The sequence below is a fragment of the Cryobacterium sp. Sr8 genome (assembly GCF_004403225.1).
Classification (GTDB): domain Bacteria; phylum Actinomycetota; class Actinomycetes; order Actinomycetales; family Microbacteriaceae; genus Cryobacterium; species Cryobacterium psychrotolerans.
Genome location: NZ_SOHO01000039.1, coordinates 17358 through 39684, shown reverse-complemented (window position 1 = coordinate 39684; position 22327 = coordinate 17358). Strand labels below are relative to the sequence as shown.

The 22327-nt window shown below is 69.3% G+C and carries 23 protein-coding genes and 1 tRNA gene; 13 read left to right on the top strand and 11 right to left on the bottom strand.

Translation table 11 applies throughout. The annotated features are described in order from the left end of the window. Positions 1–77: 77 nt before the first annotated feature. Genes E3T54_RS06625 through sufU form a run of 3 tightly spaced genes read left to right on the top strand, consistent with a single transcriptional unit; the run spans position 78 to position 2327 of the window. Positions 78–449, top strand: coding sequence for a hypothetical protein (locus tag E3T54_RS06625; protein WP_134475060.1), 372 nt, complete (start codon positions 78–80; stop codon positions 447–449). 55 nt (positions 450–504) lie between these two features. Beyond that, on the top strand, positions 505–1821 hold the full coding sequence (locus tag E3T54_RS06620; protein ID WP_370255034.1) for a cysteine desulfurase: 1317 nt from the start codon (positions 505–507) through the stop codon (positions 1819–1821). Continuing rightward, a complete protein-coding gene (gene sufU / locus E3T54_RS06615; RefSeq protein ID WP_134475059.1) occupies positions 1818–2327 on the top strand; it encodes a Fe-S cluster assembly sulfur transfer protein SufU in 510 nt (169 codons plus the stop codon). Before E3T54_RS06620 ends, sufU begins: the two co-directional genes overlap by 4 nt. A gap of 11 nt (positions 2328–2338) precedes the next feature. On the opposite strand, the gene E3T54_RS06610 is transcribed toward sufU, so the two are convergent. The 10 genes from E3T54_RS06610 to E3T54_RS06565 all read right to left on the bottom strand — a co-directional run bounded on the left by E3T54_RS06610 (position 2339) and on the right by E3T54_RS06565 (position 12022). After that, positions 2339–3505 carry an XdhC/CoxI family protein gene (locus tag E3T54_RS06610; protein ID WP_134475058.1) on the bottom strand — a complete coding sequence of 389 codons (1167 nt, stop codon included), beginning with the start codon at positions 3503–3505 and terminating at the stop codon, positions 2339–2341. Between the two features lie 27 nt (positions 3506–3532). After that, on the bottom strand, positions 3533–4237 hold the full coding sequence (locus E3T54_RS06605) for an SRPBCC family protein (protein ID WP_134475057.1): 705 nt from the start codon (positions 4235–4237) through the stop codon (positions 3533–3535). An 18-nt stretch (positions 4238–4255) separates the two neighbouring features. After that, positions 4256–5521 carry a VWA domain-containing protein gene (locus tag E3T54_RS06600; RefSeq protein ID WP_134475056.1) on the bottom strand — a complete coding sequence of 422 codons (1266 nt, stop codon included), beginning with the start codon at positions 5519–5521 and terminating at the stop codon, positions 4256–4258. Further along, the gene (locus E3T54_RS06595; protein ID WP_092321915.1) at positions 5514–6437 is read right to left on the bottom strand and encodes a MoxR family ATPase; all 924 of its coding nucleotides are present in this window, start codon (positions 6435–6437) and stop codon (positions 5514–5516) included. Before E3T54_RS06595 ends, E3T54_RS06600 begins: the two co-directional genes overlap by 8 nt. Next, positions 6434–7042, bottom strand: a complete 609-nt coding sequence (locus E3T54_RS06590) for an NTP transferase domain-containing protein (RefSeq protein ID WP_134475055.1) — start codon at positions 7040–7042, stop codon at positions 6434–6436. Before E3T54_RS06590 ends, E3T54_RS06595 begins: the two co-directional genes overlap by 4 nt. Further along, a complete protein-coding gene (locus E3T54_RS06585; RefSeq protein ID WP_134475054.1) occupies positions 7026–7934 on the bottom strand; it encodes an XdhC family protein in 909 nt (302 codons plus the stop codon). Before E3T54_RS06585 ends, E3T54_RS06590 begins: the two co-directional genes overlap by 17 nt. A 1-nt stretch (position 7935) precedes the next feature. Then, positions 7936–10329 carry an aerobic carbon-monoxide dehydrogenase large subunit gene (locus E3T54_RS06580; RefSeq protein WP_134475053.1) on the bottom strand — a complete coding sequence of 798 codons (2394 nt, stop codon included), beginning with the start codon at positions 10327–10329 and terminating at the stop codon, positions 7936–7938. Beyond that, a complete protein-coding gene (locus E3T54_RS06575) occupies positions 10326–10820 on the bottom strand; it encodes a (2Fe-2S)-binding protein (protein WP_092321907.1) in 495 nt (164 codons plus the stop codon). The genes E3T54_RS06580 and E3T54_RS06575 overlap by 4 nt, the downstream gene beginning before the upstream one ends. 4 nt (positions 10821–10824) lie before the next feature. After that, positions 10825–11715, bottom strand: coding sequence for a xanthine dehydrogenase family protein subunit M (locus E3T54_RS06570; protein ID WP_092321905.1), 891 nt, complete (start codon positions 11713–11715; stop codon positions 10825–10827). A 223-nt stretch (positions 11716–11938) separates the two neighbouring features. After that, a tRNA-Leu gene (locus tag E3T54_RS06565) sits at positions 11939–12022 on the bottom strand. Between the two features lie 108 nt (positions 12023–12130). Here E3T54_RS06565 and E3T54_RS06560 point away from each other — a divergent pair. Genes E3T54_RS06560 through mshC form a run of 3 tightly spaced genes read left to right on the top strand, consistent with a single transcriptional unit; the run spans position 12131 to position 15610 of the window. After that, positions 12131–13456, top strand: coding sequence for a M20/M25/M40 family metallo-hydrolase (locus tag E3T54_RS06560; protein ID WP_134475052.1), 1326 nt, complete (start codon positions 12131–12133; stop codon positions 13454–13456). Between the two features lie 19 nt (positions 13457–13475). Continuing rightward, positions 13476–14330 (top strand): undecaprenyl-diphosphate phosphatase, encoded by an 855-nt coding sequence (locus E3T54_RS06555; protein ID WP_134475051.1) that lies wholly within the window; start codon positions 13476–13478, stop codon positions 14328–14330. Positions 14331–14344: 14 nt separating this feature from the next. Next, entirely contained in the window at positions 14345–15610 is a 1266-nt protein-coding gene (gene mshC, locus E3T54_RS06550; RefSeq protein ID WP_134475050.1) for a cysteine--1-D-myo-inosityl 2-amino-2-deoxy-alpha-D-glucopyranoside ligase, read from the top strand. Positions 15611–15702: 92 nt separating this feature from the next. On the opposite strand, the gene E3T54_RS06545 is transcribed toward mshC, so the two are convergent. Further along, the gene (locus E3T54_RS06545; RefSeq protein ID WP_134475049.1) at positions 15703–16644 is read right to left on the bottom strand and encodes a proteasome assembly chaperone family protein; all 942 of its coding nucleotides are present in this window, start codon (positions 16642–16644) and stop codon (positions 15703–15705) included. A gap of 88 nt (positions 16645–16732) precedes the next feature. Here E3T54_RS06545 and E3T54_RS06540 point away from each other — a divergent pair, with 88 nt between their 5' ends. From E3T54_RS06540 to tatA, 7 genes are all read left to right on the top strand, one after another. Beyond that, positions 16733–17476, top strand: coding sequence for an HAD family phosphatase (locus E3T54_RS06540; RefSeq protein ID WP_255452836.1), 744 nt, complete (start codon positions 16733–16735; stop codon positions 17474–17476). Continuing rightward, positions 17473–18474 (top strand): tRNA (adenine-N1)-methyltransferase, encoded by a 1002-nt coding sequence (locus E3T54_RS06535; protein WP_134475048.1) that lies wholly within the window; start codon positions 17473–17475, stop codon positions 18472–18474. Before E3T54_RS06540 ends, E3T54_RS06535 begins: the two co-directional genes overlap by 4 nt. Before the next feature lie 102 nt (positions 18475–18576). Next, complete coding sequence (locus E3T54_RS06530) at positions 18577–19542, top strand: FKBP-type peptidyl-prolyl cis-trans isomerase (protein WP_166784367.1); 966 nt, start codon at positions 18577–18579, stop codon at positions 19540–19542. Positions 19543–19649: 107 nt separating this feature from the next. Next, positions 19650–20735, top strand: a complete 1086-nt coding sequence (locus E3T54_RS06525) for a YafY family protein (RefSeq protein ID WP_134475046.1) — start codon at positions 19650–19652, stop codon at positions 20733–20735. Next, complete coding sequence (locus E3T54_RS06520; RefSeq protein WP_092321889.1) at positions 20732–21724, top strand: YafY family protein; 993 nt, start codon at positions 20732–20734, stop codon at positions 21722–21724. Before E3T54_RS06525 ends, E3T54_RS06520 begins: the two co-directional genes overlap by 4 nt. A gap of 3 nt (positions 21725–21727) precedes the next feature. After that, positions 21728–22069: a hypothetical protein gene (locus E3T54_RS06515; RefSeq protein WP_134475045.1), complete on the top strand. Its 342-nt coding sequence runs from the start codon at positions 21728–21730 to the stop codon at positions 22067–22069. Further along, positions 22062–22283 (top strand): Sec-independent protein translocase subunit TatA, encoded by a 222-nt coding sequence (tatA, locus tag E3T54_RS06510; protein ID WP_092321885.1) that lies wholly within the window; start codon positions 22062–22064, stop codon positions 22281–22283. The genes E3T54_RS06515 and tatA overlap by 8 nt, the downstream gene beginning before the upstream one ends. The last annotated feature ends 44 nt before the right edge of the window (positions 22284–22327 follow it).

The window sequence follows — 22327 nt, the reverse complement described above, 5'->3', positions numbered from 1 at the left end:
GCCGCCCGGCGCGAGCGCCGAGCCTGCCGCCCGCTCCGGGTGGTCGGCGACGAGCGCAGCGTCTATCGTTGAGTCAGATGATTACGAGACGCGAAGCGGCCCTCCGGCTGGATATCCCGCTGGAAATGGCGCACCGGCACGGCATTCCCGCTCGGCTCTCCGAGGCGGAGGTCGCCGAGATGGAGGCGAACCCGCCGGCCTGGCTCGCCCAGTCGCGGGCGAACCGAACCGGGAAGAAGCCGGTCTGGGTCGAGTTGCGCTGCGACGTCTGCGGGTTCACGGAGGCCGCCCGGCCGAAGAAGTGGTGGCCGGACTTCACCTATGTCAGTTGCGACGACCACGGCTACGACGAGTTGCCCGCACCGGCGGCGGGCCTCAGGCGGCGCGAGTACGACGGCGTCGGCAGCCGCTTCGTCGGAATCCTCGACGAGGCCCCGGCTCAAGGGTGAGCCGCACGCGCCTCACCGTCCGCGCGATACCCGGAGTGAAGGAATATCCTGAAACATGATGTCCTCCGTTGATGCGTTGAAGTCTGCACCCCCTCGTTCGCTGACCGACGAGGAGGTCCGCGAAATCCGCCGTGACTTCCCCATCCTCGGGCAGCTGGTCAACGGCAGGCCCCTCACCTACCTCGACTCGGGTGCCACCTCGCAGAACCCGGCCAGCGTGCTGGATGCCGAGCGGGAGTTCTACGAGCAGCACAATTCCGCCGTGCACCGTGGCGCCCACACGCTCGCGTTCACGGCGACCGAAGCCTTCGAGGCGGCGAGGGCGACCGTTGCCGACTTCATCGGGGCGCAGCCCGACGAGGTCGTGTGGACCTCGAACGCCACGGAAGCCATCAACCTCGTCGCCTACTCGTTCTCGAACGCATCCCTCGGGCTCGGGGGAGAGGCGGCCGCACGCTTCCGGTTCGGTGCCGGCGACGAGATCGTCGTCACCGAGATGGAGCACCACGCGAACCTCATCCCGTGGCAGCAGCTGGCGCTGCGCACGGGTGCGACGCTGCGGTTCATCCCGGTCACGGATGACGGCACCCTCGACCTCGACGCCGCCGCGACCATCATCGGGGCCCGCACGCGCCTGCTCGCCTTCACCCATGCCTCCAACGTGGTGGGCGTCGTCAACCCGGTCGCCGATCTGGTGGCCCTCGCCCGTTCGGTCGGGGCCCTCGTTCTCATCGACGCCTGCCAGTCGGTGCCGCACCTGCCCGTGGACGTCGCCGCACTCGATGTGGACTTCGCGGTGTTCTCCGGTCACAAGATGCTCGGTCCCACCGGGATCGGCGTCCTGTTCGGCCGTGCCGAGCTGCTGGCCGATATGCCCCCGTTCCTCACCGGCGGATCGATGATCACCACCGTCGACATGCGGGGAGCCGAGTTCCTTGCGCCGCCCCAGCGCTTCGAGGCCGGCACGCAACGCGTCTCGCAGGCGATCGCGCTGGCCGCCGCGGTCGACTACCTCTCCGCCGTCGGGATGAGCCGGATCGAGGCCAGGGAGGCGGAACTCGGGCAGCGGCTCCTGACCGGGCTCACCGATATCCCGGGTGTGCGGGTGCTCGGACCCGCGGTCGGGGTCGAGCGCATCGGCCTGGCCAGCATTGACGTCGCCGGCGTGCACGCGCACGATGTCGGCCAGTTCCTCGACGAAGCCGGCATCGCGGTCCGCATCGGCCACCACTGCGCCCAGCCCCTGCACCGGCGCCTGGGCGTGACGGCGTCGACCAGGGCCAGCACCTACCTGTACACGACCACCGATGAGGTGGACCACTTCCTGGCCACCCTGCGCGAGGTCGCCCCCTTCTTTGGAGTGAGCCGATGACGTCCAGCGACCTGCAGCAGCTTTACCAGCAGATCATCCTCGACCATGCGAAGGCCAGGCACGGTTTCTCCGCCGAACCGTTCGCCGACCTCGTCGCGCGCGAGGCCGACGGCCCCAGCACCGCCGAGTCCCACCAGGTCAACACGACCTGCGGCGACGAGGTGACCGTCCGCGTGAGCGTCGGCGCGGCCTCCGCCGGCGACGCTCGGCCGGGGACCGAGCGGATTGAGGACCTCGCCTGGCGCGGTGCGGGGTGCTCCATTTCGATGGCATCCGCTTCCGTGCTGAGCGACACCGTTCGAGGTCTCCCGGCCGGCGAGGCCACCGCGCTGCTTGGCGCGTTCCGTGACATGCTGCGGTCGCGCGGCACCACCGCGCCCGACGAGGAGCAGCTCGGGGATGCCGCCGCCTTCGCCGGGGTCTCCCGCTACCCGGCCCGGGTGAAGTGCGCCATGCTCGCGTGGGTGGCGTTCGAAGAGGCGCTGGCGCGCGCGGCGGCCCGCTAGGCTCCGCCCGTTCAGAGGCCGCCCGGCGTCGACCCGGCGCGCGAGGCCGGTTCGGCCAGGTCGTCGTGGTGTATCCGGTCGCCCAGCCGGCCGAGCGGCTCACCGCCGCCGCCCCAGTGCAGGGCGATGATCTCGGCAGCGATGGACACGGCGGTCTCTTCGGGGGTGCGTGAGCCCAGGTCGAGTCCGATCGGGCTGTGCAGGCGCGCCAGGTCGGACTCTCCGACCCCGGCCTCGCGCAAGCGCCTCAGCCGGTCGTCGTGGGTGCGCCTGGATCCCATCGCCCCGATGTAGGCGACCTGCGGGGCGCCCAGGGCCACCTGGAGCAGGGGCACGTCGAATTTTGGATCGTGGGTGAGCACGCAGATCACGGCCCGTTCGTCGACCAGCCCGGCGGCGAGTTGCTCCGCCAGGTACCGGTGCGGCCACGCCACGATCACCTCGTCTGCGTCCGGGAACCTGGCCGGTGTCGCGAATAGGGCCCGAGCGTCGCAGACGGTGACCCGGTAGCCGAGGAACGCGGCCAGCCGGGTGAGCGCGGCGGCGAAGTCGATTGCCCCGAAGACGAACATCCGCGGGCGGGGCGCGAAACTGTTGACGAAGACCCGCATCCCCTCTCCCCGCCGTTCCCCGTCCGGCCCGTAGATCAGGACGCTGTTCCGGCCGGCGGCCAGCAACCCCTGGGCGTCCTCGCTGATGGCGCGGTCGGCTCGCTCAGACCCCACACTGCCGTCGAACCCGTGCGGCCGGACCACGAGATGGCGCCCGGTCCAGCCGCTGTCAGGGTGGTCGATGACGGTCGCGACGCCGACCGGCCGGGAGTTCTCGATGTCATCCCGAACCGCGTCCAGCTCTTCGAACGTCTTCCGGGAGACCGGTTCGACGAATACGTCCAGGATGCCGCCGCAGGTCAGTCCGACCGAGAAGGCGTCGTCGTCGCTGATCCCGTAGCGCACGAGCACGGGTGTGCCGTCGGCGACGACCTGGCCGGCCAGCTCGTAGACCGCACCCTCGACGCACCCGCCGGAGACGGAGCCGACGACGTCGCCGTCGGGCGTGACGAGCATGGACGCCCCCGCCGGCCGCGGCGCGGACTCGAACGTTCGCACGACCGTGGCGAGGCCGGCCGTTCCGCCCTTCCTCCACCCGGCGACGAGGGGACCGAGAACCTCACGCATCCGAGTCGCACCCGGGGAGCGCGATCATCATCGCCCGGACTTTCGCGACCCGTGTCGGCCGATCCGGTAGGCGATGAAGGCGACCGCGGCGAGCAGGCCGAGGAGCTTCGGCGGGCTGCTGAGCTGGTCGGTGATCATGCCCTTGGCGAAGGCGAACGCGTCCAGGCTCGTGTCCGGCGCCGGTGCAGCCTTCGGTCGCGCCGGGCCGCCGGGGGCCGCACCGGCGGCTGCGGGACGCTCTTCGGTCGCCGGTGTCGACGCGCCTGCGGCGGGTGACCCACCCACCGGCGCCGCAATCATGGCCTGAAGGTTCTCGGCGAACAGGGCCATCATCTGGTCCGTGACGCTTCCGATGACGCCCCTGCCCATCGCGGCGACCTTGCCGGACAGGGCAATGTCCCCGGTGACGGTGCCGCGCGTGGTGTCTCCGTCCTGGACGAGCACGAGGCTCCCGGTTCCCTGGGCGGTTCCCTGGCCGCGGGCCTCCTGCGCCTTCCCTTCGAACACGGCACGGTGGTTTGCGACGTCGCGCTCGAGCACGTTCAGCAGGCCCTTGTACTGCATGGACACGGGTCCCAGCTTGACCTTCATGCCGACCTGGTACGCGTCCTCGGACAGCTTGTTCAGGATCTGAGCCCCCGGCACACAGCCGGCGACCCGTTCAAAGTCCATGATTGTCGCCCATACCTCGTCGATCGGTGCGACGACGGAAAAAGTGCTCTCTAGTTCCATGATGGTGTCCTCTTCTTGTCAGGTGTTGTCGCTGGTCGTGTGTTGCCGTCTGCCCGGCATCGCCGGGCGGTCGTTCCGGATCGCCGCGGCCACCTCGGCCAGGGCCGCGAAGCTGTGCCCGCTGACGAAGGAGTCGATGTACGGCATCGCGGCGGCCATGCCGCCCGCCAGCGGCTGGTAGCCGGCGGCCACCTTCCGCGGGTTGACCCAGACGATGCGGTGGGCGAGGCGCCGGAGGCGGGCCATCTGGGCGCCGACCTGCTCCGGGGCATCCTGTGCCCAGCCGTCGGAGATGACCACGACGACCGCGCCCCGCGCGAGGCCGCGGCGGCCGTGCTCGTCGATGAACCGGCGGATGCTTTCCGCGAGGCGGGTGCCGCCCGCCCAGTCCGAGGCACTCCCGGCGGCGCGCGCGAGCGCCTGGTCCGGGTCGCGGGTGGCCAGCTGGCGGGTGAGCCTGGTCAGCCGGGTGGAGAAGACGAACGCCTCCGCCTGCGCGCCGGCGACCGATCCCTGCAGCAGAGACAGGAAGACCCTCGTGTACGGCTCCATCGAGCCGGACACGTCGCACAGCAGGACCAGCCGGCGGAGGCGCGGGCGGCGGCGTGAGTAGACGAGCCGGATGGAGTCGCCCCCGGAACGTTCGGCGGCGCGCACGGTGCGTCGAAGGTCCAGGCGCTCGGTGGCCCGCGCCGATCGACGCGTGCGCCGACTGCGGCGTTCGGGCGTGGACAACACGATCCGGCGCACGAGCTGTCGGATCTGGGCGATCTCGTCCTGGGAGAGATCGGCGAAGGATGTCTCGTGCAGGCGTTCCTCGGCGGAGGCCACCAGCAGCAGGGCCTCCCGTTCCGGACCCGACTGGTCGGCCTGGCCCTCCGGCCCGGGCAGCGCCGCGGACGGCCGCGGGCTCGCGTCCGTCTCCGCGGCGCCGGTCGGCCGGTTGTCGGGTGCCGCCGGGCGGGTCCGCGGCTCTGAGCCGATCGCCGGGGGAGCGTTGGTGTCACCGCGGCTGTCGGCCGGGTCGAGGAAGCCGCCGAACACGGCGTCGAACACCGCGTCGAACACGGGCACCTGTTCACTCGAGGAGACGAGCACGACCCTGCTGGTCCAGTAGAGGCGCTCCCGGGCATCCGGGGGCACGAGCCGGAACGCGTCGGCGAGCCGCGCCGCGCGGTCGGGCGAGGTGGGCAGTCCGGCCCGGCGGAGCGCCGTCATGAAACCCACTGCCAGCGCGGCCGCCTCCACGCTCGTCGGGGTGATCGAGCGTCCGGGCTCAGCCATGGTCGCCTCCGACGACCCAGGCCGACCCGCGGCTGCCGGCGAGGTCGAGGTCGTCGCGGTTCTTGAGGACTGATCCCCAGGTCTGGTCGACGGTGCGGGCGTCGAGCCGGTCCACGCCGAGCACGGTGAGCGCGGACACCCAGTCGATGGCCTCGGCTATGCCGGGGGGTTTGACCATGTCCAGGGTGCGCAGCCGGGTGATGGCCGACGCGGCGTCGATCGCGATCCGCTCGGCGCTCCGCGGCACTCGGCGACGAACGATCTCGGCGATCCGTTCGGGGCCGGGGTAGTCGATCCAGTGGTACAGGCACCGGCGGGTGAGGGCGTCGTGCAGGTCCCGGGTGCGGTTGGAGGTGAGGATGACGATGGGCGGATGGGAGGCCTGCACCGTGCCGAGTTCGGGGATCGTGACCGCGGCCTCGGCTAGCAGCTCGAAGGTGAACGCCTCGAACTCGGCGTCGGCGCGGTCGATCTCGTCGAGCAGCAGGACGGCAGGGCGCGGCCCGGGGTGCTCGATCGCCTGCAGCAGGGGGCGGCGCAGCAGGTAGTTCGATCCGAACAGGTCGGTTTCGTCGATGTCGACGTTCCGGGCCTCGGCCAGCCGGATCCCCAGCAGCTGGCGGGGGTAGTTCCATTCGTAGAGCGCCTCGCCCGCGTCGATGCCCTCGTAGCATTGCAGGCGGTACAGCGGAGTGTCCAGCACTCGGGCCAGGGCCTTGGCCGCCTCCGTCTTTCCCACGCCCGGCTCGCCCTCGAGCAGGATGGGCTGCGGCAACCGCACCGCGAGGAACAGCGCGGTCGCGAGGCCGACGTCGGCCAGGTAGTCCTCGGCGTTCAGGGAATCCAGCAGGGTGGCGACGTCGGGGACCAGACGCTGCATCGCCTCATCCACGCCCGGGCGCGCCGGGCGACTCATCCGAGCTCCTGCACGTCGGCGAGCGCACGCTCGTAGTCGGCTTCGGTGTCGATGTCCAGGGGAATCGGTCCGCGTATCCGGACTTCGGTGACATCGTCCGCACGCTGCTCGAGGAGCTTCCAGACCGCCTTGTCCCCGTGCAGGGCGGCGAGGCCCGGCAGGATGGTGCGGTCGAAGGCGAACGGATGCCCGATGCCGTCGTCGTAGCGGCAGACCGCGATGGGGGACCGGCCGCGTCCCTCCAGCAGGTGCCGCACCGTCTCCGGGCGCACCTCCGGCTGATCCCCGAGCAGCAGCACCAGGACGCCGGTGTCGGGGTGCAGGGCCGGAATGGCCGCGGCGATCGAGGAGGAGCATCCGGCCGGGTAGTCGGGGTTGTCGACGAGATCGCAGCCCCGGGTGTCAACCGTGTGCCGGACGGCGTCGCCCGCCCCGCCGAGGGCCAGCACGATCTGGTCGAGACCGCTCGCCCGTGCCGTGGCGAGGACGGCGTCGAGGATGACCCCGCCGCGGTAGGGGAGCAGCTGCTTCGGCCGGCCGAACCGGAGCGACGCCCCGGCGGCCAGGACGAGTCCGGCGGTGCGGACATCAGGGGGCGACGGCATACCGCTCCGGATCGGCCAGGAATGCCCTGCGACAGCCCTCCGAGCAGAAGTAGACCGTTTCGCCGGCGCAGTCGGCGTGCAGGCTCGCCTCCACCGCGACCACGGTCATCCCGCAGACGGGGTCGATCGCCGCACTGACCGCGACCGAGGGTGCGGTCTCCGGCGGCCGGTCCTGGGCGCGTTCGGAAATCAGCTGGGCGAGGATCGAGAGCGCGATCTCGCCCGGCGTGCGGGCACCGAGACGCAGACCGGCCGGGCTGTACACCCGGGAACGCTGCTCCTCGTCGACGTCGAGGGAGGCGAGCACGGCGGCGCCGCGGGTCGCGCTGGCCACGAGTGCCACATAGGGGACGCCGGCGCGGAGGGCAGCCGTCAGGGCGGGTTCTTCGTCCCGGCCGTGCGAGGCGACGATGAGGGCCGCGTCGTCGGGGCGCGGTTCCGCCGAACCCCCGTCTGCGAGCTCCATGTGCAGGCCCACCCCGGCCCCCAGCTGGGCCAGGGCCGCAGCGACGGGTGTCGATCCGACCACCAGCACCCGGGGCGCCGGGATCCATGGCTCGAGAAAGATCTCGATCGCGCCCCCGCTCAGGCACGGGTTGGAGACTTCGACCGCGCCTTCCTCTCGCAGCTGCGACGGCTCGCCGGGAACGACCCGCAGGAGGATCGGCTCCTGGGTGGACAGGGTCATCAGGCCGTACTCCCGCACCGACGCCTCCACGCAGTTGCCTCCGACAAACCCGTCGATCTGCCCACTCGCATGGATCAGGGCGGTATCGCCGGCGTGCGCGCTGGTCGGATGCTGGGCTCGCACCACCGTGGCGCGAACAAACGGCTCCCGGCGACCGGCGAGCTCCTGCGCCCTCTCCGTGAGGGTTGCCCCCAGCCCCGCCATGTTAGATCGGGGGCCGAGGACGGCCCTGCATGGCGGCCCAGACGCGGGCCGGGGTGCACGGCATGTCCATGTGCTGGATTCCGAAGGGCGCCAGCGCATCCACGACGGCGTTGACGATCGCGGGTGGAGAACCCACGGTGGCCGACTCGCCGATGCCCTTCGCGCCGATCGGGTGGTGCGGCGAGGGTGTCACGGTGAATCCCGTCTCCCAGTTCGGCACCTCCAGGGCCGTGGGGATGAGGTAGTCCATGAACGTCCCGCCGAGGTTGTTGCCCTCCGCGTCGAACTCGATGAACTGCATCAGCGCCATGCCCACGCCGTCGGTCAGACCGCCGTGCACCTGCCCTTCGATGATCATCGGGTTGATCCGCGTGCCGCAGTCGTCGACGGCGATGAAGCGCCGCACCTTGACGTGGCCGGTTCCCGGGTCGACGTCGACGACGCAGATGTACGCGCCGAACGGGAAAGTGAGGTTGGGCGGGTCGTAGGTGACCTCGGCGTCGAGGTTGCCGTCGATGCCCTCCGGCAGGGCGACGGTGCCGTGGGCGCCCATGGAGATTTCGGCGATGGTCTTCCCGGCGCTCGGGTCGCCCTTGACGAACCAGCGGCCCTTCTCCCACTCGAGGTCCTCCGGCCGGGTCTCGAGCATCGCGGCGGCGATGAACTTCGCCTTCTCCCTGACCTTGCGGGCGACGAGGGCAACGGCGGCGCCGCTGACCGGTGTGGACCGGCTGCCATAGGTGCCCAGGCCGAACGGCGTCTGGTCGGTGTCGCCGTGCACGACGTCGATGTCTTCCGGCGGAATGCCGAGCTCCTCAGCCACGATCTGGGCGAACGTCGTCTCATGGCCCTGGCCCTGGCTCTGCACGGAGATCCTGACGACGGCTTTGCCCGTAGGATGCACCCGCAGCTCGGCCCCGTCGTTCATTCCGAGGCCGACGATGTCCATGTGCTTGCGCGGTCCGGCGCCGACCGTCTCGGTGAAGAAGGAGATGCCGATGCCCATCAGCTCGCCGCGCGCACGCTTCTCCTTCTGCTCTCGCCTGAGTTCGTCGTAGCCCGCCATGTCCATCGACTTGCGGAGCGCCGTCGCGTAATCGCCGGAGTCGTACTCCCAGCCCGTCTTGTTCTTGTACGGGAATTGCTCGGGCTTGATCAGATTCTTCAGCCGGAGTTCCGCGGGGTCCATCTCCAGCTTCCGGGCGAGGATGTCGACCATCCGTTCGACCAGGTACACCGCTTCGGTGACCCGGAAGGAACAGGCGTAGGCCACGCCGCCGGGCGCCTTGTTCGTGTACACGCCGGTCACCTTGCAGTGCGCGGCCTGCAGGTCGTAGCTGCCGGTGAAGATGTGGAAGAAGCCGGCCGGGTACTTTGTCGGCTGTGCCGTCGCGTTGAAGGCCCCGTGGTCGGCGAGCACGTTCGTTCGCAGCGCGAGGATCTTGCCGTCTTTCGTGGCCGCGATCTCGCCCTGCATGATGTAATCGCGGGCGAAGGATGTCGACATCAGGTTCTCCGACCGGTCCTCCATCCACTTGACCGGTTTGCCCGTCACGATCGACCCGACGACGGCGAGGATGTACCCCGGATAGATGCCGACCTTGTTGCCGAACCCCCCGCCGATGTCGGGTGAGACGATCCGGATCTTGTGCTCCGGGATCCCGGCCACGATCGCGAACAGGGTTCGGTGGGCGTGCGGAGCCTGCGAGGTTTCGTAGAGGGTCAGCGTGCCGTCGATCGGCTCGTAGTCCGCGACGGCACCGCAGGTTTCCATCGGCGCCGGGTGCACGCGCGGGTAGACCATCTCCTGCGACACGACGATGTCTGCCGACGCGAAGACGGCGTCGCACTCTGCCTTGTCGCCCGCCTCCCAGTCGAAGATGTGGTTGTCGGTCCGACCCTCGATCTCGTCGCGGATGACGGGCGCGCCGGGGTCGAGCGCCTTGCGGACATCCACGACCGGCGGCAGCACGTCGTAGTCGACCTCGATCAGTTCGAGCGCGTCGCGGGCGGAGTAGCGGTCGTCGGCGACGACGAAGGCGACCTCCTGGCCCTGGAAACGTACCTTGTCGGTGACGAGCACGGCCTGCACATCGGCGGAGAGGGTGGGCGCCCAGGCGAGCTTCAGCCCCAGCAGGTCCTGGCCGGTGATGACCGCCTTGACGCCGGGGTGGGCGAAGGCCTTGCTCGTGTCGATCGAGACCAGGCGGGCGTGCGCGACGGGGGCGCGCAGGATCGCGCCGTGCAGCATGCCGGGCAGCACGATGTCGTCGACGTAGTTGCCCTTGCCGCGGACGAACCGGGGGTCTTCCTTGCGCTGGAGACGGCCGTACCCGATCGGGCGGTCGGCGTCGCCGGCCGCCGGGTTGGCGGGGTGCTCTTCGATGATGGTCATGCGGTCACCTCTTCTCCGGTGGTCTCCTGCGCTGCGGGGTGTTCGGCGGCCCACTTCACTGAGCGCACGATGGTGGCGTATCCGGTGCACCGGCACATCTGGCCCGAGATCGCCTCGCGGATCTCGCCGTCGTCGGGGTGCGGATTCCGGTCGAGCAGGGCCCGGGCGGTGAGCATCATGCCCGGTGTGCAGAAACCGCACTGCAGGCCGTGTTCCTCCATGAATCCCTGCTGCACCGGGTCAAGCTTTGCCCCGGTGGCGAGGCCCTCGACGGTGGTGATCGCGTGCCCGTCGGCCATCGCCGCGAGCACGGTGCAGGATTTCACCGGCAGGCCGTCCATCAGCACGACGCAGGTACCGCAATTGCTGGTATCGCAGCCCCAGTGTGTGCCGGTCAGACGCAGGACGTCGCGAATGAAGTGTACGAGCAGCACCCTCGGTTCGATCTCGCGGGTGATGTCTTCGCCGTTCACCGTCATGCTGATCTGCATGGGTTCAGCCTTCCTGGGTTGTCGTGTGCCGGACTTCGAGTGCGCGCGCGCAGGCGTGCCGCAGCACCCGTCGCGTGAGTTCGTCTGCGAGGTGCCGCTTGTAGTCGACCGGGCCGCGCTGGTCGGCGATCGGGTCGGATGCCGCGGCCGCAATCCGACCGGCCTCGATGAACAGACCCTCGGTCGGCTTCTTGCCGTGCAGCACGGCTTCGGCCTCCGTGATGGTCCGGTCGATACCGGCCGCCGTGAGCCCGATGGCGACGTCGTCGATCGTACCGTCCTCAGCGAGTGAGACAGCGGCGCCGGCCGCAACGACGGCCCAGTCGCCGACCCGGCGTTCGACCTTTTCGTAGGCGCTTCCGGAGCGCGGGAGGATCGGAAAGCGAACCTCGACGAGGATCTCGTTCTGGGCGACGGCCGTCTCGTACGGCCCCCGGTGGAACTCGCTCATCGAGACCGTGCGCTCCCCGCCCGGGCCGCGGATGACCGCCTCGGCGCGCAGGACAACGCAGCAGGTAGACAGGTCCTCGGCCGGATCGGCCTGGCACAGCGAACCTCCGATGGTGCCGCGGTTGCGCACTATGGGATCCGCGATCACCCGCTCGGCGTCCGTGATGATCGGGAAAAGGCGGGCGATCTCGGGGGACTCCAGCAGCGTCGTGTGCCGGGTCATCGCCCCGACGCGCAGATAGTCGCCCTCGCGCAGGATGAAGTCGAGCTCGTACAGGTCGTTGATGTCGATGAGCCATTCGGGCCGAGCCAGCCGGAGTTTCATCATCGGCAACAGGCTGTGTCCGCCGGCGACCACCCGTGAGTCGGGATGGCGCTCCAGAAGCGCCAGGGCGTCGTTGACGGTGGTGGCGCGAGCGTAATCGAATGGGGCCGGAATCTGCACAAGGCTCTCCTCTTCGCGATGTGCCCCACCCATTGCACGCGAAAGAGGGCACCGATGTGTCACACATACTGCTCCGGAGACACCGGGGTGTCAAGAGCATCGGCGAGCGAACGGCAGCCACAACGGGCATAGAAAAAGGGCCGGATCTCTCGATCCGGCCCCTCTGAACTGTCTCAACCAGTTCCCGTTGATTGCCCGCACTTCTCAGTGCTGTCAATCTCCGTGCCCGAGGGGGGACTTGAACCCCCACGCCCTTACGGGCACTAGCACCTCAAGCTAGCGCGTCTGCCATTTCCGCCACCCGGGCAGGTGTTTCGGCAGCTGATTCGCATCGACTGCCGAGGAATAACTTAGCACGGATTCCCACCCCTCCTGATTCACCCGGCACCCATCGGATGCCGGTAGCGTGAGGGCCATGGCACCCTCAGTTGATAGCACCGTGGCCGACAACCGACTGGATCTGACGGCGGAGATCGCACGCGATCTCATCCGTCTCGACACCACGAACTACGGGGAGGGGCGCTCGAACGGCGAGACGGATGCCGCCGAATACGTCGAAGCCCGGCTGCTGGGCCTCGGGCTGGAACCGCAGGTGTTCGATTCGGCGCCCGGCCGCACGAGCGTCGTGGCCAGGGTCAAGGGCCGCGACAGCAGCAAGGGGGCCCTGGTGGTGCACGGCCACCTCGACGTGGTCCCGGCCGATCCGGCGAACTGGAGCGTGGATCCGTTCGGGGGCGTGATCAAGGACGGACTTCTCTGGGGACGCGGGGCCGTCGACATGAAGAACATGGACGCCATGATGCTGGCGTCGCTCCAGGACATCCTCGGCGCCGGCAAGGAACCCGCCCGGGACCTCGTCGTCGCGTTCTTCGCCGACGAGGAGGCCGGGGGAGTGTTCGGCTCGCACTACCTGGTCGACACGCACCCGGAACTCTTCGCCGGCGCCACCGAGGCGATCAGCGAGGTCGGCGGCTACTCGATCACCCTCGGCGGCAAGCGGGCCTACCTGCTGCAGACGGGCGAGAAGGCCCTGATCTGGATCAAGCTGGTCGCACGCGGCCAGGCCGCGCACGGCTCGCGCCTCATCCATGACAACGCGATCACCCGCCTGGCCGAGGCGGTGGCGAAGGTCGGCAGGCGCGAATGGCCGATCCGGCTCACGGACACGACCACCCAGCTCCTCGGGGAACTCGCCCGCATCCTCGACGTCGACCCGCAAAGGGTCGGCCCGGACGAACTGGCCCTCGCCACGGGAACCGCCTCCGGGTTCATCCAGGCGAGCCTGCGCACCACGACAAACCCCACGCTGCTGCGGGCCGGCTACAAGCACAACGTGATCCCCGACCTGGCCGAGGCCTTCATCGACATCCGCTCGCTGCCCGGCGAAGAGGATGCGGTGCTCGCCGAGGTGGCCGAGCTGGTCGGCCCCGACATCGAGATCGTCATCATCCACCGGGACATCGGCCTCGAAACCGAGTTCAGCGGACCCCTCGTCGACGCGGTCGTCGCCACGCTGGGACAGCACGACCCCGGGGCACCCGTCCTGCCATACCTTTTGTCCGGGGGGACCGACAACAAGGCGCTGAGCAAACTCGGAATCAAGGGTTACGGGTTCGCCCCGCTGAAGCTGCCGCCGGAGCTGGACTTCCCGGCGATGTTCCACGGGGTTGACGAACGGGTGCCGCTGGACGCATTAGTGTTTGGCAGGCGGGTTTTGACCGACCTGCTGTCGACCTACTAGCAACCGGAGCACCAGCAACGTGGACTTCCTCAACGCCGTCATCCTGGGACTCGTGCAGGGTCTCACCGAGTTCCTCCCGGTGTCATCCAGCGCCCACATCCGCATCGTCGGCGAGTTCCTGGGCACCGGCGCCGACCCGGGCGCACGCTTCACGGCGATCACCCAGATCGGCACCGAGGCCGCTGTCGTGCTGTTCTTCTGGCGCGACATCGTGCGCATCATCGGGCAGTGGGGCCAGTCGCTCGTCGGAAAGGTGCCGCGCAGCGACCCGGACGCCCGCATGGGCTGGCTGATCATCCTCGGTTCGCTGCCGATCATCGTGCTCGGGCTGCTCTTCCAGGACCAGATCGAGACCTCGCTGCGGAACCTGTGGATCACCGCCACCGTGCTGATCGTCTTCGGCATCCTGCTGGGCATCGCCGACTATGTGGGCGCGAAGAAACGGCGCCTGAACGACCTCACCGTCGGCCACGGCGTGGTCTACGGATTCGCGCAGGCGCTGGCCCTCATCCCCGGCGTGTCGCGCTCCGGCGGCACGATCACCGCCGGGCTCTTCATGGGTTACGAGCGCGCTGCAGCCGCTCGCTACGCCTTCCTGCTGGCCATCCCCGCCGTTCTCGGCAGCGGCTTCTACCAGATGTACAAGTCGGTCGCGAAGCCGTGCGTCGAGTCCGCCGGCAACTGCACGCCGGAACTCTTCGGCCCGCTGGAGACCCTGGTCGCCTCCGTCGTCGCATTCGGCGTGGCACTGGCCGTCATCGCCTTCTTCATGAACTACATCTCCAGGCACAGCTTCCTGCCGTTCGTGATCTACCGCATCCTGCTCGGCTCCGCTCTGTTCGTGCTGCTGGCCACGAACACGATCAGCGCCTAGTTAGGCTGGGAACCATGCGTGCATGGAAACGACCCGTCGTCCCTTCCGTCCCGGGTCACTCCGACGCACCGAGGCTGCACGACACCGCCACCGGAAAGGTCGTCAAGGCCCGGCCGACGGATATCGCCCGGCTCTACGTCTGCGGGATCACTCCGTACGACGCGACGCACATCGGCCACGCCGCCACGTACCTCGCCTTCGACACGCTGCAGCGGGCCTGGCTGGATGCCGGCTACCGCGTGCATTACGCGCAGAACATCACCGATGTGGATGACCCGCTCCTCGAGCGAGCCACAGCCACCGGCGTCAACTGGCGCGAACTGGCCGAATCCCAGGTGGAGCTCTTCCGAACCGACATGGAAGCGCTCGGCATCATCCCGCCCGACGACTACGTCGCCGTCACCGAGGTCATCGACGAAATCGCCGCCGCGGTCGACCAGCTCTGGGACGCCGGCCTGGCCTATCCGGTGGACACGAGCGACGCCCTGCCGGGTGCGTCGGGTGAACCCGCGGCGGACATCTACTTCGACATCCGGCAGGCCGAGCGGCAGGCACCCTGGAAGCTGGGCGAGGAAAGCAACCTCGACCCGGCCACGATGCTCGCGTTATTCGCCGAGCGCGGGGGAGACCCGGGCCGTGCCGGCAAGCGCGACCCGCTGGATCCGCTGCTCTGGCGCGCGGCCCGCGCCGGGGAACCGGCCTGGCCGTCGAAGGCCGGGGCGGGCCGGCCGGGCTGGCACATCGAGTGTTCCGTCATCGCGCTGAAGGAGCTCGGCACGGACTTCACCGTGCAGGGCGGCGGCTCCGACCTCATTTTCCCGCACCACGACATGAGCGCCGGCCACGCGGCCGCGCTCTCCGGGCACCCCCTCGCCGGGGTATACAGCCACACCGGAATGGTCGCCTACCAGGGCGAGAAGATGAGCAAATCGCTCGGCAACCTCGTGCTCGTGTCCAGCCTCCGCCGAGCGGGCGTGGACCCGCGTGCCATCCGCCTGGCCCTCCTGGCCCACCACTACCGCGCGGACTGGGAGTGGACCGACGCCCAGGTGGGCGACGCCGAACGGCGCCTCTCGCGCTGGCAGGCCGCATTCGGAGCTCCGGCCGCGTCGGCGCCGGGGAGCGCCGCCGCGGTGGTGGCCCGGCTGCGGGCAGCCCTGACCGACGACCTGGACACGCCCAGGGCACTCGCCGTCGTGGACGCCGCGGCCGAGCATCCGCTGGACGACCCGGCGCTGCTCGTGCGCGCGATCGACGCGCTGCTCGGCGTCGCCCTCTGAACTCCCGCGAAACCGCAGTTGTGCGCGTTATGACGCCCGAATAACGCGCACAAGTGCGGTTTCGCGGGGACTAAGAGGGGGGAAGTCGGGGGTCAGGGCGCGCGCGGCGCGTCCGGGCCAGGGCGGCCGTCGGCCCAGCCGCCCTGGCCGTCCCCGCGTTTGCGCAGGTAGCGTTCGAACTCCTGGGCGATCGCCTCGCCGCTGGCCTCCGGCGAGTCCACGGTGTCGCGGGCCTGCTCGAGCTGCGCGATGTACGCCGCCATCTCCTCGTCCTCCGCGGCGAGCGCGTCGATGCCGCTTTCCCACTCGGCCGCCTCGGCGACCAGGTTCCCGCGGGGGATGACGACGTCGATGATCTCCTCGAGCTTGTCGATGAGGGCCAGCATCGCCTTGGGGGAGGGGGCGTTGTGCACGTAGTGCGGGACGGACGCCCAGATCGACAACGTCGGGATGCCGACTTTCTCGGCGGCCTCCGCGAGAACGCTCAGGATCCCGACCGGGCCCTCGTAGTTGCTGCGTTCGATCTCCAGCTCGGCCCGCACCTCGGGGTTGTCGCTGGACACGAAGATCGAGATCGGCCGGGTGTGCGGGACATCGGCGAGCATCGCCCCGAGAAACACGATGGCGCTCACATCGGCGGCGAGGGCGGCGTCGAGGATTTCCGCCGCGAAGCCCTTCCAGCTCCGGGACGGCTCCGTGCCCAGCAGCAGGTAGATGTTCCCCGCGTTCGTGCCGCTGACCCGCAGCTGCGCGTCCTCGGCGAGCGGGGCGCCGGCGGCCCCGGGGGTTGTCGGGCCGAACATGATCGCGCTCGGCCATTCGATCAGGCGTCGGCCGTCTTCGTTCGTGGCGATGGTCGGCCGATTGAACTGGTAGTCGAAGTACACCTCCGGATCGACCTGGGCGATTTCGGCAACGTCGAGCAACTCTTTCAGCGCGCGCACGGCACCGGTGGCCGCCTCGCCCGCGTCATTCCAGCCCTCGAACGCCACGACCAGAAGTCGAGCGCTGAGAAGCCCATTGCCGTCTGTCACTGCGTGAGACCCCGATCATTACGGATGCTCCACTCGGAGAACCTCACTCAAGGATAGTCAGTGCCCTCTACACTTGAACCCCGTGAACCTGATCCCCGTAATTCCCCACATCCCGGCAGCGGTCCTCTGGGACATGGACGGAACCCTCGTCGACACCGAACCCTATTGGATGGTGGCCGAAACGGAACTGGTCGCGTCCTTCGGGGGGGAGTGGACGCACGCCGACTGCATGCTCAACATCGGGTCGGGGCTCTGGGCCTCGGCCGCCATCCTGCAGGACCGCGGCGTCGACATGGACGCCGACGCGATCGTGTACTGGCTGACCGACCGGGTGCAGGCGCAGCTCACCGAGCACGGCGTGCCCTGGCGTCCGGGAGCGCGGGAGCTCCTCGCGGAGTTGAAGGACGCCGGCATTCCGATGGCGCTGGTGACGATGTCGGTGGAACGGATGGCGCGCCAGGTCGCGGACCTCATCGACTTCGCTGCCTTCGACACCATCATCGCCGGCGACATGGTCACCCACGGCAAGCCCCACCCGGAGGCCTACCTTGCCGCAGCCGCCTACCTCGGGGTGAACCCCGAGCACTGTGTCGCCTTCGAGGACTCCATACCGGGCGTCACGGCCGCCGTCGCAGCCGGGGCCGTCGTCATCGGCGTGCCGCACCAGATCGACCTGCCGGAAAGCGTGCACTACACGCTCTGGCCGAGCCTGGCCGGGCGCACCGTGGCCGGCCTCACCGAACTCTTCGGCGAACGGCGGAGGGCCTTCGATCGAATCCACATACCGATGCAGACCGGAACCACCACCAACGAGGGCGCAGCCACCGCATGAACGATAGTCAGGTCATCCAGAACAGCGGACCGTTCCGGGCCGGGGACCGAGTTCAGCTGACCGGGCCCAAGGGCAGGATGAACACGATCACCCTGGTTCCGGGCGAGGTCTTCCACACCCACCGCGGCATCCTGTCGCACGACGACATCATCGGCCTGCCGGACGGCTCGGTCGTGACCAACAACGTCGGCGTCGAGCACCTGGCCCTGCGCCCGCTGCTGAGCGACTTCGTCATGTCGATGCCGCGCGGCGCCGCCATCATCTATCCGAAGGACGCCGCGCAGATCCTCGCCCAGGCGGACATCTTCCCCGGCGCGACCGTGGTCGAGGCCGGCGTCGGATCCGGCGCGCTGTCCCTCTGGCTGCTCCGGGCGATCGGGCCGGCCGGCCGGCTCGCATCCTTCGAACGGCGAGGCGAGTTCGCGGATGTCGCCCGCGCCAACATCGCCACCTTCCTCGGCTCGGACCCCGCGAACTGGACGATCACCCTGGGCGACCTCGCCGAGGCGCTGCCGACCACCGTGGAGCCGCAGTCCGTCGACCGGGTCGTGCTGGACATGCTCGCCCCGTGGGAATGCCTGGGCGCCGTCTCGGACGCCCTCAGGCCCGGCGGAGTTCTGCTTTGCTACGTCGCCACCGTGACCCAGCTGTCCAGGGTGGCCGAAGCCATCCGCGGCTCCGGGCTGTACACGAATCCGGACTCCAACGAGACGATGATCAGGGGCTGGCATGTCGAGGGCCTGGCCGTGCGGCCCGACCACCGGATGATCGGCCACACCGGCTTCCTGATCACGGCCCGTCGACTGGCGCCGGACACCGTCCTGCCCGAGCTCAAGCGCCGCCCGTCCAAGACCGATTTCGCCGACGCGGACGTCGAGGCCTGGACCCCCGGGGCCCTGGGCGAACGCAGTGTCAGCCCGAAGGTCCTGCGCAAGCGCGTGCGGGCTGCCGGCACGGGTGCAGCACTTTCCAAGGCTCGCGACCTCGACGCCGGTTAGGATGGGCCCTTGCCCTCAACCCAAGCGGCAACCACCAATCGCCCCAAGCACTGCGCAGCGGCCCATGCCGCCGTGCCCCCCGCAATACCGAGAAGAGGACTTGTGCGCAAAGCATTCGCATCGATTGCCACCGCCGGACTACTGATTGTCGCGCTGACCGCGTGCGCCCCCGGCACGAACGAAGCGGGCTGTGAAGCGCCCGTCAAGGAGGGTGCGGCCTCCAAGCTGGTCGAGGTCGACGGCAAGTTCGGCTCGAAGCCCAAGGTCGACTTCCCGACACCACTCAAGGCGAAGACCACCGAGCGCAGCGAGGTCATCGCCGGCGAGGGCAAGGGACTCGCCACGGGCCAGAAGGTCAAGATCGACCTCAGTGTCTACAACGGCACCACCGGCAAGGTCATCGAGGAAAGCAAGTACGACGGAACGACGCTGGCCGGCTTCGTGCTCAACGACAAGACCATCAAGGGTCTCTCCCAGGGCCTGAAGTGTGCCCAGGAGGGGTCGCGCCTGACGCTCGCCGTCGCCCCCAAGGACGCCTTCGGCCCCCAGGGCGGAAACGAGCAGATCGGCGTCAAGAAGAACGACACTCTCGTCTTCGTCCTCGATGTCGTCAAGGCCTACAAGACCCGCGCCGACGGTGACGCCCAGCCGGCCAAGGCAGGGATGCCCGCCGTCGTACTCGCCGACAACGGCGCGCCCGGCATCACCATTCCCGCCTCGAAGGCCCCGACCAAGCTCGAGATCAACGTGCTGAAGAAGGGCGACGGCAAGAAGGTCAAGGAGGGCGACCCGGTCACCGTGCACTACACGGGCGTGCTCTGGGACACCAAGAAGGTCTTCGACTCCAGCTGGAAGACCGGCGAACCCGCCGAGTTCGCTGCCGCCGACGGCTCCACGACCCAGGGCGGCGTCATTCCCGGGTTCGCCAAGGCACTTGTCGGCCAAACGGTCGGCTCGCAGGTCATCGCGGTCATCCCGCCCGACCAGGGCTACGGCGACCAGGCGTCTGACACCATCCCGGCCGGATCGACGCTCGTCTTCGTCGTCGACATCCTCGGCATCAAGTAACCCGGTCCCACCCGCAAAACCGCAGTTGTGCCGTTCCTAAGCTCGTTTTAGGCGGCACAACTGCGGTTTTGCGTGGCGCGGGCGAGTGACACGGTTAGAATCGCAGCGTGCCGTCCACCCCAGAGCAGACTCCCCGCATCACCGTTGAGGAACGACTGTTCAGCCTCGTCCTGGCGCTCATCGCGACCGAGATCGGCCTGACCAAGTCCGATATCCTGTCCACGGTGCAGGGCTACCGCCAGCGCTATCTGAGCGGCGGCGACAACGCCAACCTCGAGCGCCAGTTCGAACGCGACAAGGACGACATCCGCGAGCTGGGCATCCCGCTCGAGACCGTCGAGCCGCAGGACGACCCGGGCAACAACCATCTGCTGCGGTACCGGATCCCTAAGGGCCTCTACAACCTGCCCGCCGACGTGTCGTTCTCCCCGGACGAGTTGATGCTCCTCAAGCTCGCCGCCACGGTCTGGCGCGAGGGCTCCCTGTCGGCCGAGTCCCGGCGGGCGCTGACAAAACTCAATTCACTCGGTGTGGACTCGAGCGATCCCGTGCTCGGCTACGCCCCGCACCTGCGCGCCCGCGACGCGTCGTTCGCGCCGCTCAGCAAGGCCCTGGATCACGGCCAGGTCGTCGCCTTCCTCTACCTCAAGCCGGGCGAGAGTGCCCCGCGTCGGCGAAGGGTCGCCCCGCGCGCCATCGTGCTGCACGGTGGACGGTGGCACCTCTACGGCACCGACCAGGAGGCTCGGGCCCCCCGCACCTTCCTGCTCTCGCGCATCGTCGGGCCCGTCGTGACCGTGCCCGGTGAGACCTTCATTCCCGACGGGGAGGGCGCCGGTCGGCAGGCGCTGGACGAACTCGACGCCCTCTGGGAGGCCAACGTCGCCGAGCTGGTGGTCGAACCCGGCAGCGACGCCGCCGTGCGACTCAGCAAACGCCACACCGGCGGGACCGACCGGGGGACGACGGCAGCCCCGGACGACGTGACCCCCGACGCTGTGACCCCCGACGCGGGGACCCTGCACGCCGTGACCCTGCATTACACGGATATCGACATCCTCGCCGACGAACTGGCCGGTTACGGTCCGGAGGTGCTTGTGCGCTCACCGCTCGCGCTCCGCCAGGCCGTCCGCACACGCCTCGTCGGGGTGCGCGACGCGCACACCGGCACGACCCGGGGGAGCGCAGCATGACCGCACGCACGCCGGTCCTCGGGGCATCGGACAAGCTCACTTTCCTGCTCTCGCTCATCCCGTACCTGATGGACCACGACAACGTCACCGTCACCGAGGCCGCCGGGCACTTCGGTGTTCCGCCGGAGCGCGTGCGCGACGCCGTCCGGCTCATCGCGGTGTCCGGCATTCCCGGCGAGACGCACCAGTACCTCGACGGGGACCTCTTCGACATCCACTGGGACGAGTTCGAGGACAACGACCGGATCGCGCTCACCCACCTCGTCGCCATCGACGATTCCCCCCGCTTCTCCGCACGGGAGGCGGCCGCCCTCATCGCCGGGCTCCAGTACCTCTCCTCACTGCCCGAGAACGCCGACCGGGACGCCGTCGCGTCGCTCATGGCCAAGCTCACCCGCGGCGCATCCGCCACCCCGACCCAGCTCGCGGTGTCGAGCCCCGATTCGGATGCCGCGATGACGGTGATCCAGGCGTCCGGGCGGGACGGCGTCCAGGTCGAATTCGACTATCTCAACGCCCGCGGCGAGAACGAACACCGGTTCGTCGATCCCTTGCGCCTGGAGTCCGTGGACAGCGACTGGTACCTGCGCGGCTGGTGCCACCTCCGGCAGGCTCCCCGCACCTTCCGGCTCGACCGGATGAGCGACCTGCGGGCAACGACGGAACCGGTCGGCTCGCACGACGCCGGCCTCGTGCTCTCGGACACGCTCTTCCAGGCTTCGGACGAGGACCTCTCGGTCGTCATCGAACTGCCTTCGTCGGCCCTGGCCCTCCTGGCCGACTACGCGCCGGATCGGGCGACGACTCCCGTTGGCGGCGATCGCGTGCGGACGACGCTTCGCGTTGCCCACTATCACGGCCTGAAACGACTCGTCGGGGGCCTTGCCGGACTCGTCACCGTGGTCGAACCGGCCGAGGCGCGGCAGGTCGTCGCCGAGTGGGCCGCGGCCGGCGCGGCCCGCTACGACGAGCCCACCGGCCGGGCCTAGCCCATGCCCTGGTGGTCGTGGGTGCTCATCTGGACCGGGCTCGGTCTGGCCCTGCTCGGCATGCTGGCCTGGTTCGGTTTCACGCTGTTCCGGAAGCTGATGAGAACCCTCCGCGCCCTCGAGGACCTCGGCGGGATGGTCGACCTGGATCCCGGCCCCGTCGAATCGGACGCCGTGAGGTTCACCCCGGCCATCTTCCGCAGCCACCAGGAGTTGTCCGACGCGGCCCAGCTCCAGCGCGCCGCCGCGGAACGCCGCCGGCAGCTGCGTCGGGATCGGTTGGTTCAGCGGAGTAAACTAATGACACAAACCGCCCTGAACCAGAGGACTGACCCTCATGCTTAACAACCTGACCGGATGGCATTTCCTGATCATCCTCGTCGTCGTTCTGCTCCTGTTCGGCGCGCCCAAGCTGCCGGGTCTGGCCCGCAGCCTCGGCCAGTCGATGAAGATCTTCAAGAGCGAGATCAAAAGCGACGCTGTCGATGACGAGGCCGGCAAGTCCGGCGACGAGACGTCGAAGGCCGCCGGATCGGCCGATCCCACGACGAAGTCGTAACCCTTGGCCGTGCGCACCTCGCGGCGTGCGGGCAGCGAAGGGAA

Bases quoted from the DNA above. Each gene is read 5' to 3' on its own strand.
- E3T54_RS06625 (WP_134475060.1), top strand. From the start codon at position 78: ATGATTACGAGACGCGAAGCGGCCCTCCGGCTGGATATCCCGCTGGAA.
- E3T54_RS06620 (WP_370255034.1), top strand. From the start codon at position 505: ATGATGTCCTCCGTTGATGCGTTGAAGTCTGCACCCCCTCGTTCGCTG.
- sufU (WP_134475059.1), top strand. From the start codon at position 1,818: ATGACGTCCAGCGACCTGCAGCAGCTTTACCAGCAGATCATCCTCGAC.
- E3T54_RS06610 (WP_134475058.1), bottom strand. From the start codon at position 3,505: ATGCGTGAGGTTCTCGGTCCCCTCGTCGCCGGGTGGAGGAAGGGCGGA.
- E3T54_RS06605 (WP_134475057.1), bottom strand. From the start codon at position 4,237: ATGGAACTAGAGAGCACTTTTTCCGTCGTCGCACCGATCGACGAGGTA.
- E3T54_RS06600 (WP_134475056.1), bottom strand. From the start codon at position 5,521: ATGGCTGAGCCCGGACGCTCGATCACCCCGACGAGCGTGGAGGCGGCC.
- E3T54_RS06595 (WP_092321915.1), bottom strand. From the start codon at position 6,437: ATGAGTCGCCCGGCGCGCCCGGGCGTGGATGAGGCGATGCAGCGTCTG.
- E3T54_RS06590 (WP_134475055.1), bottom strand. From the start codon at position 7,042: ATGCCGTCGCCCCCTGATGTCCGCACCGCCGGACTCGTCCTGGCCGCC.
- E3T54_RS06585 (WP_134475054.1), bottom strand. From the start codon at position 7,934: ATGGCGGGGCTGGGGGCAACCCTCACGGAGAGGGCGCAGGAGCTCGCC.
- E3T54_RS06580 (WP_134475053.1), bottom strand. From the start codon at position 10,329: ATGACCATCATCGAAGAGCACCCCGCCAACCCGGCGGCCGGCGACGCC.
- E3T54_RS06575 (WP_092321907.1), bottom strand. From the start codon at position 10,820: ATGCAGATCAGCATGACGGTGAACGGCGAAGACATCACCCGCGAGATC.
- E3T54_RS06560 (WP_134475052.1), top strand. From the start codon at position 12,131: ATGGCACCCTCAGTTGATAGCACCGTGGCCGACAACCGACTGGATCTG.
- mshC (WP_134475050.1), top strand. From the start codon at position 14,345: ATGCGTGCATGGAAACGACCCGTCGTCCCTTCCGTCCCGGGTCACTCC.
- E3T54_RS06535 (WP_134475048.1), top strand. From the start codon at position 17,473: ATGAACGATAGTCAGGTCATCCAGAACAGCGGACCGTTCCGGGCCGGG.
- E3T54_RS06520 (WP_092321889.1), top strand. From the start codon at position 20,732: ATGACCGCACGCACGCCGGTCCTCGGGGCATCGGACAAGCTCACTTTC.
- E3T54_RS06515 (WP_134475045.1), top strand. From the start codon at position 21,728: ATGCCCTGGTGGTCGTGGGTGCTCATCTGGACCGGGCTCGGTCTGGCC.
- tatA (WP_092321885.1), top strand. From the start codon at position 22,062: ATGCTTAACAACCTGACCGGATGGCATTTCCTGATCATCCTCGTCGTC.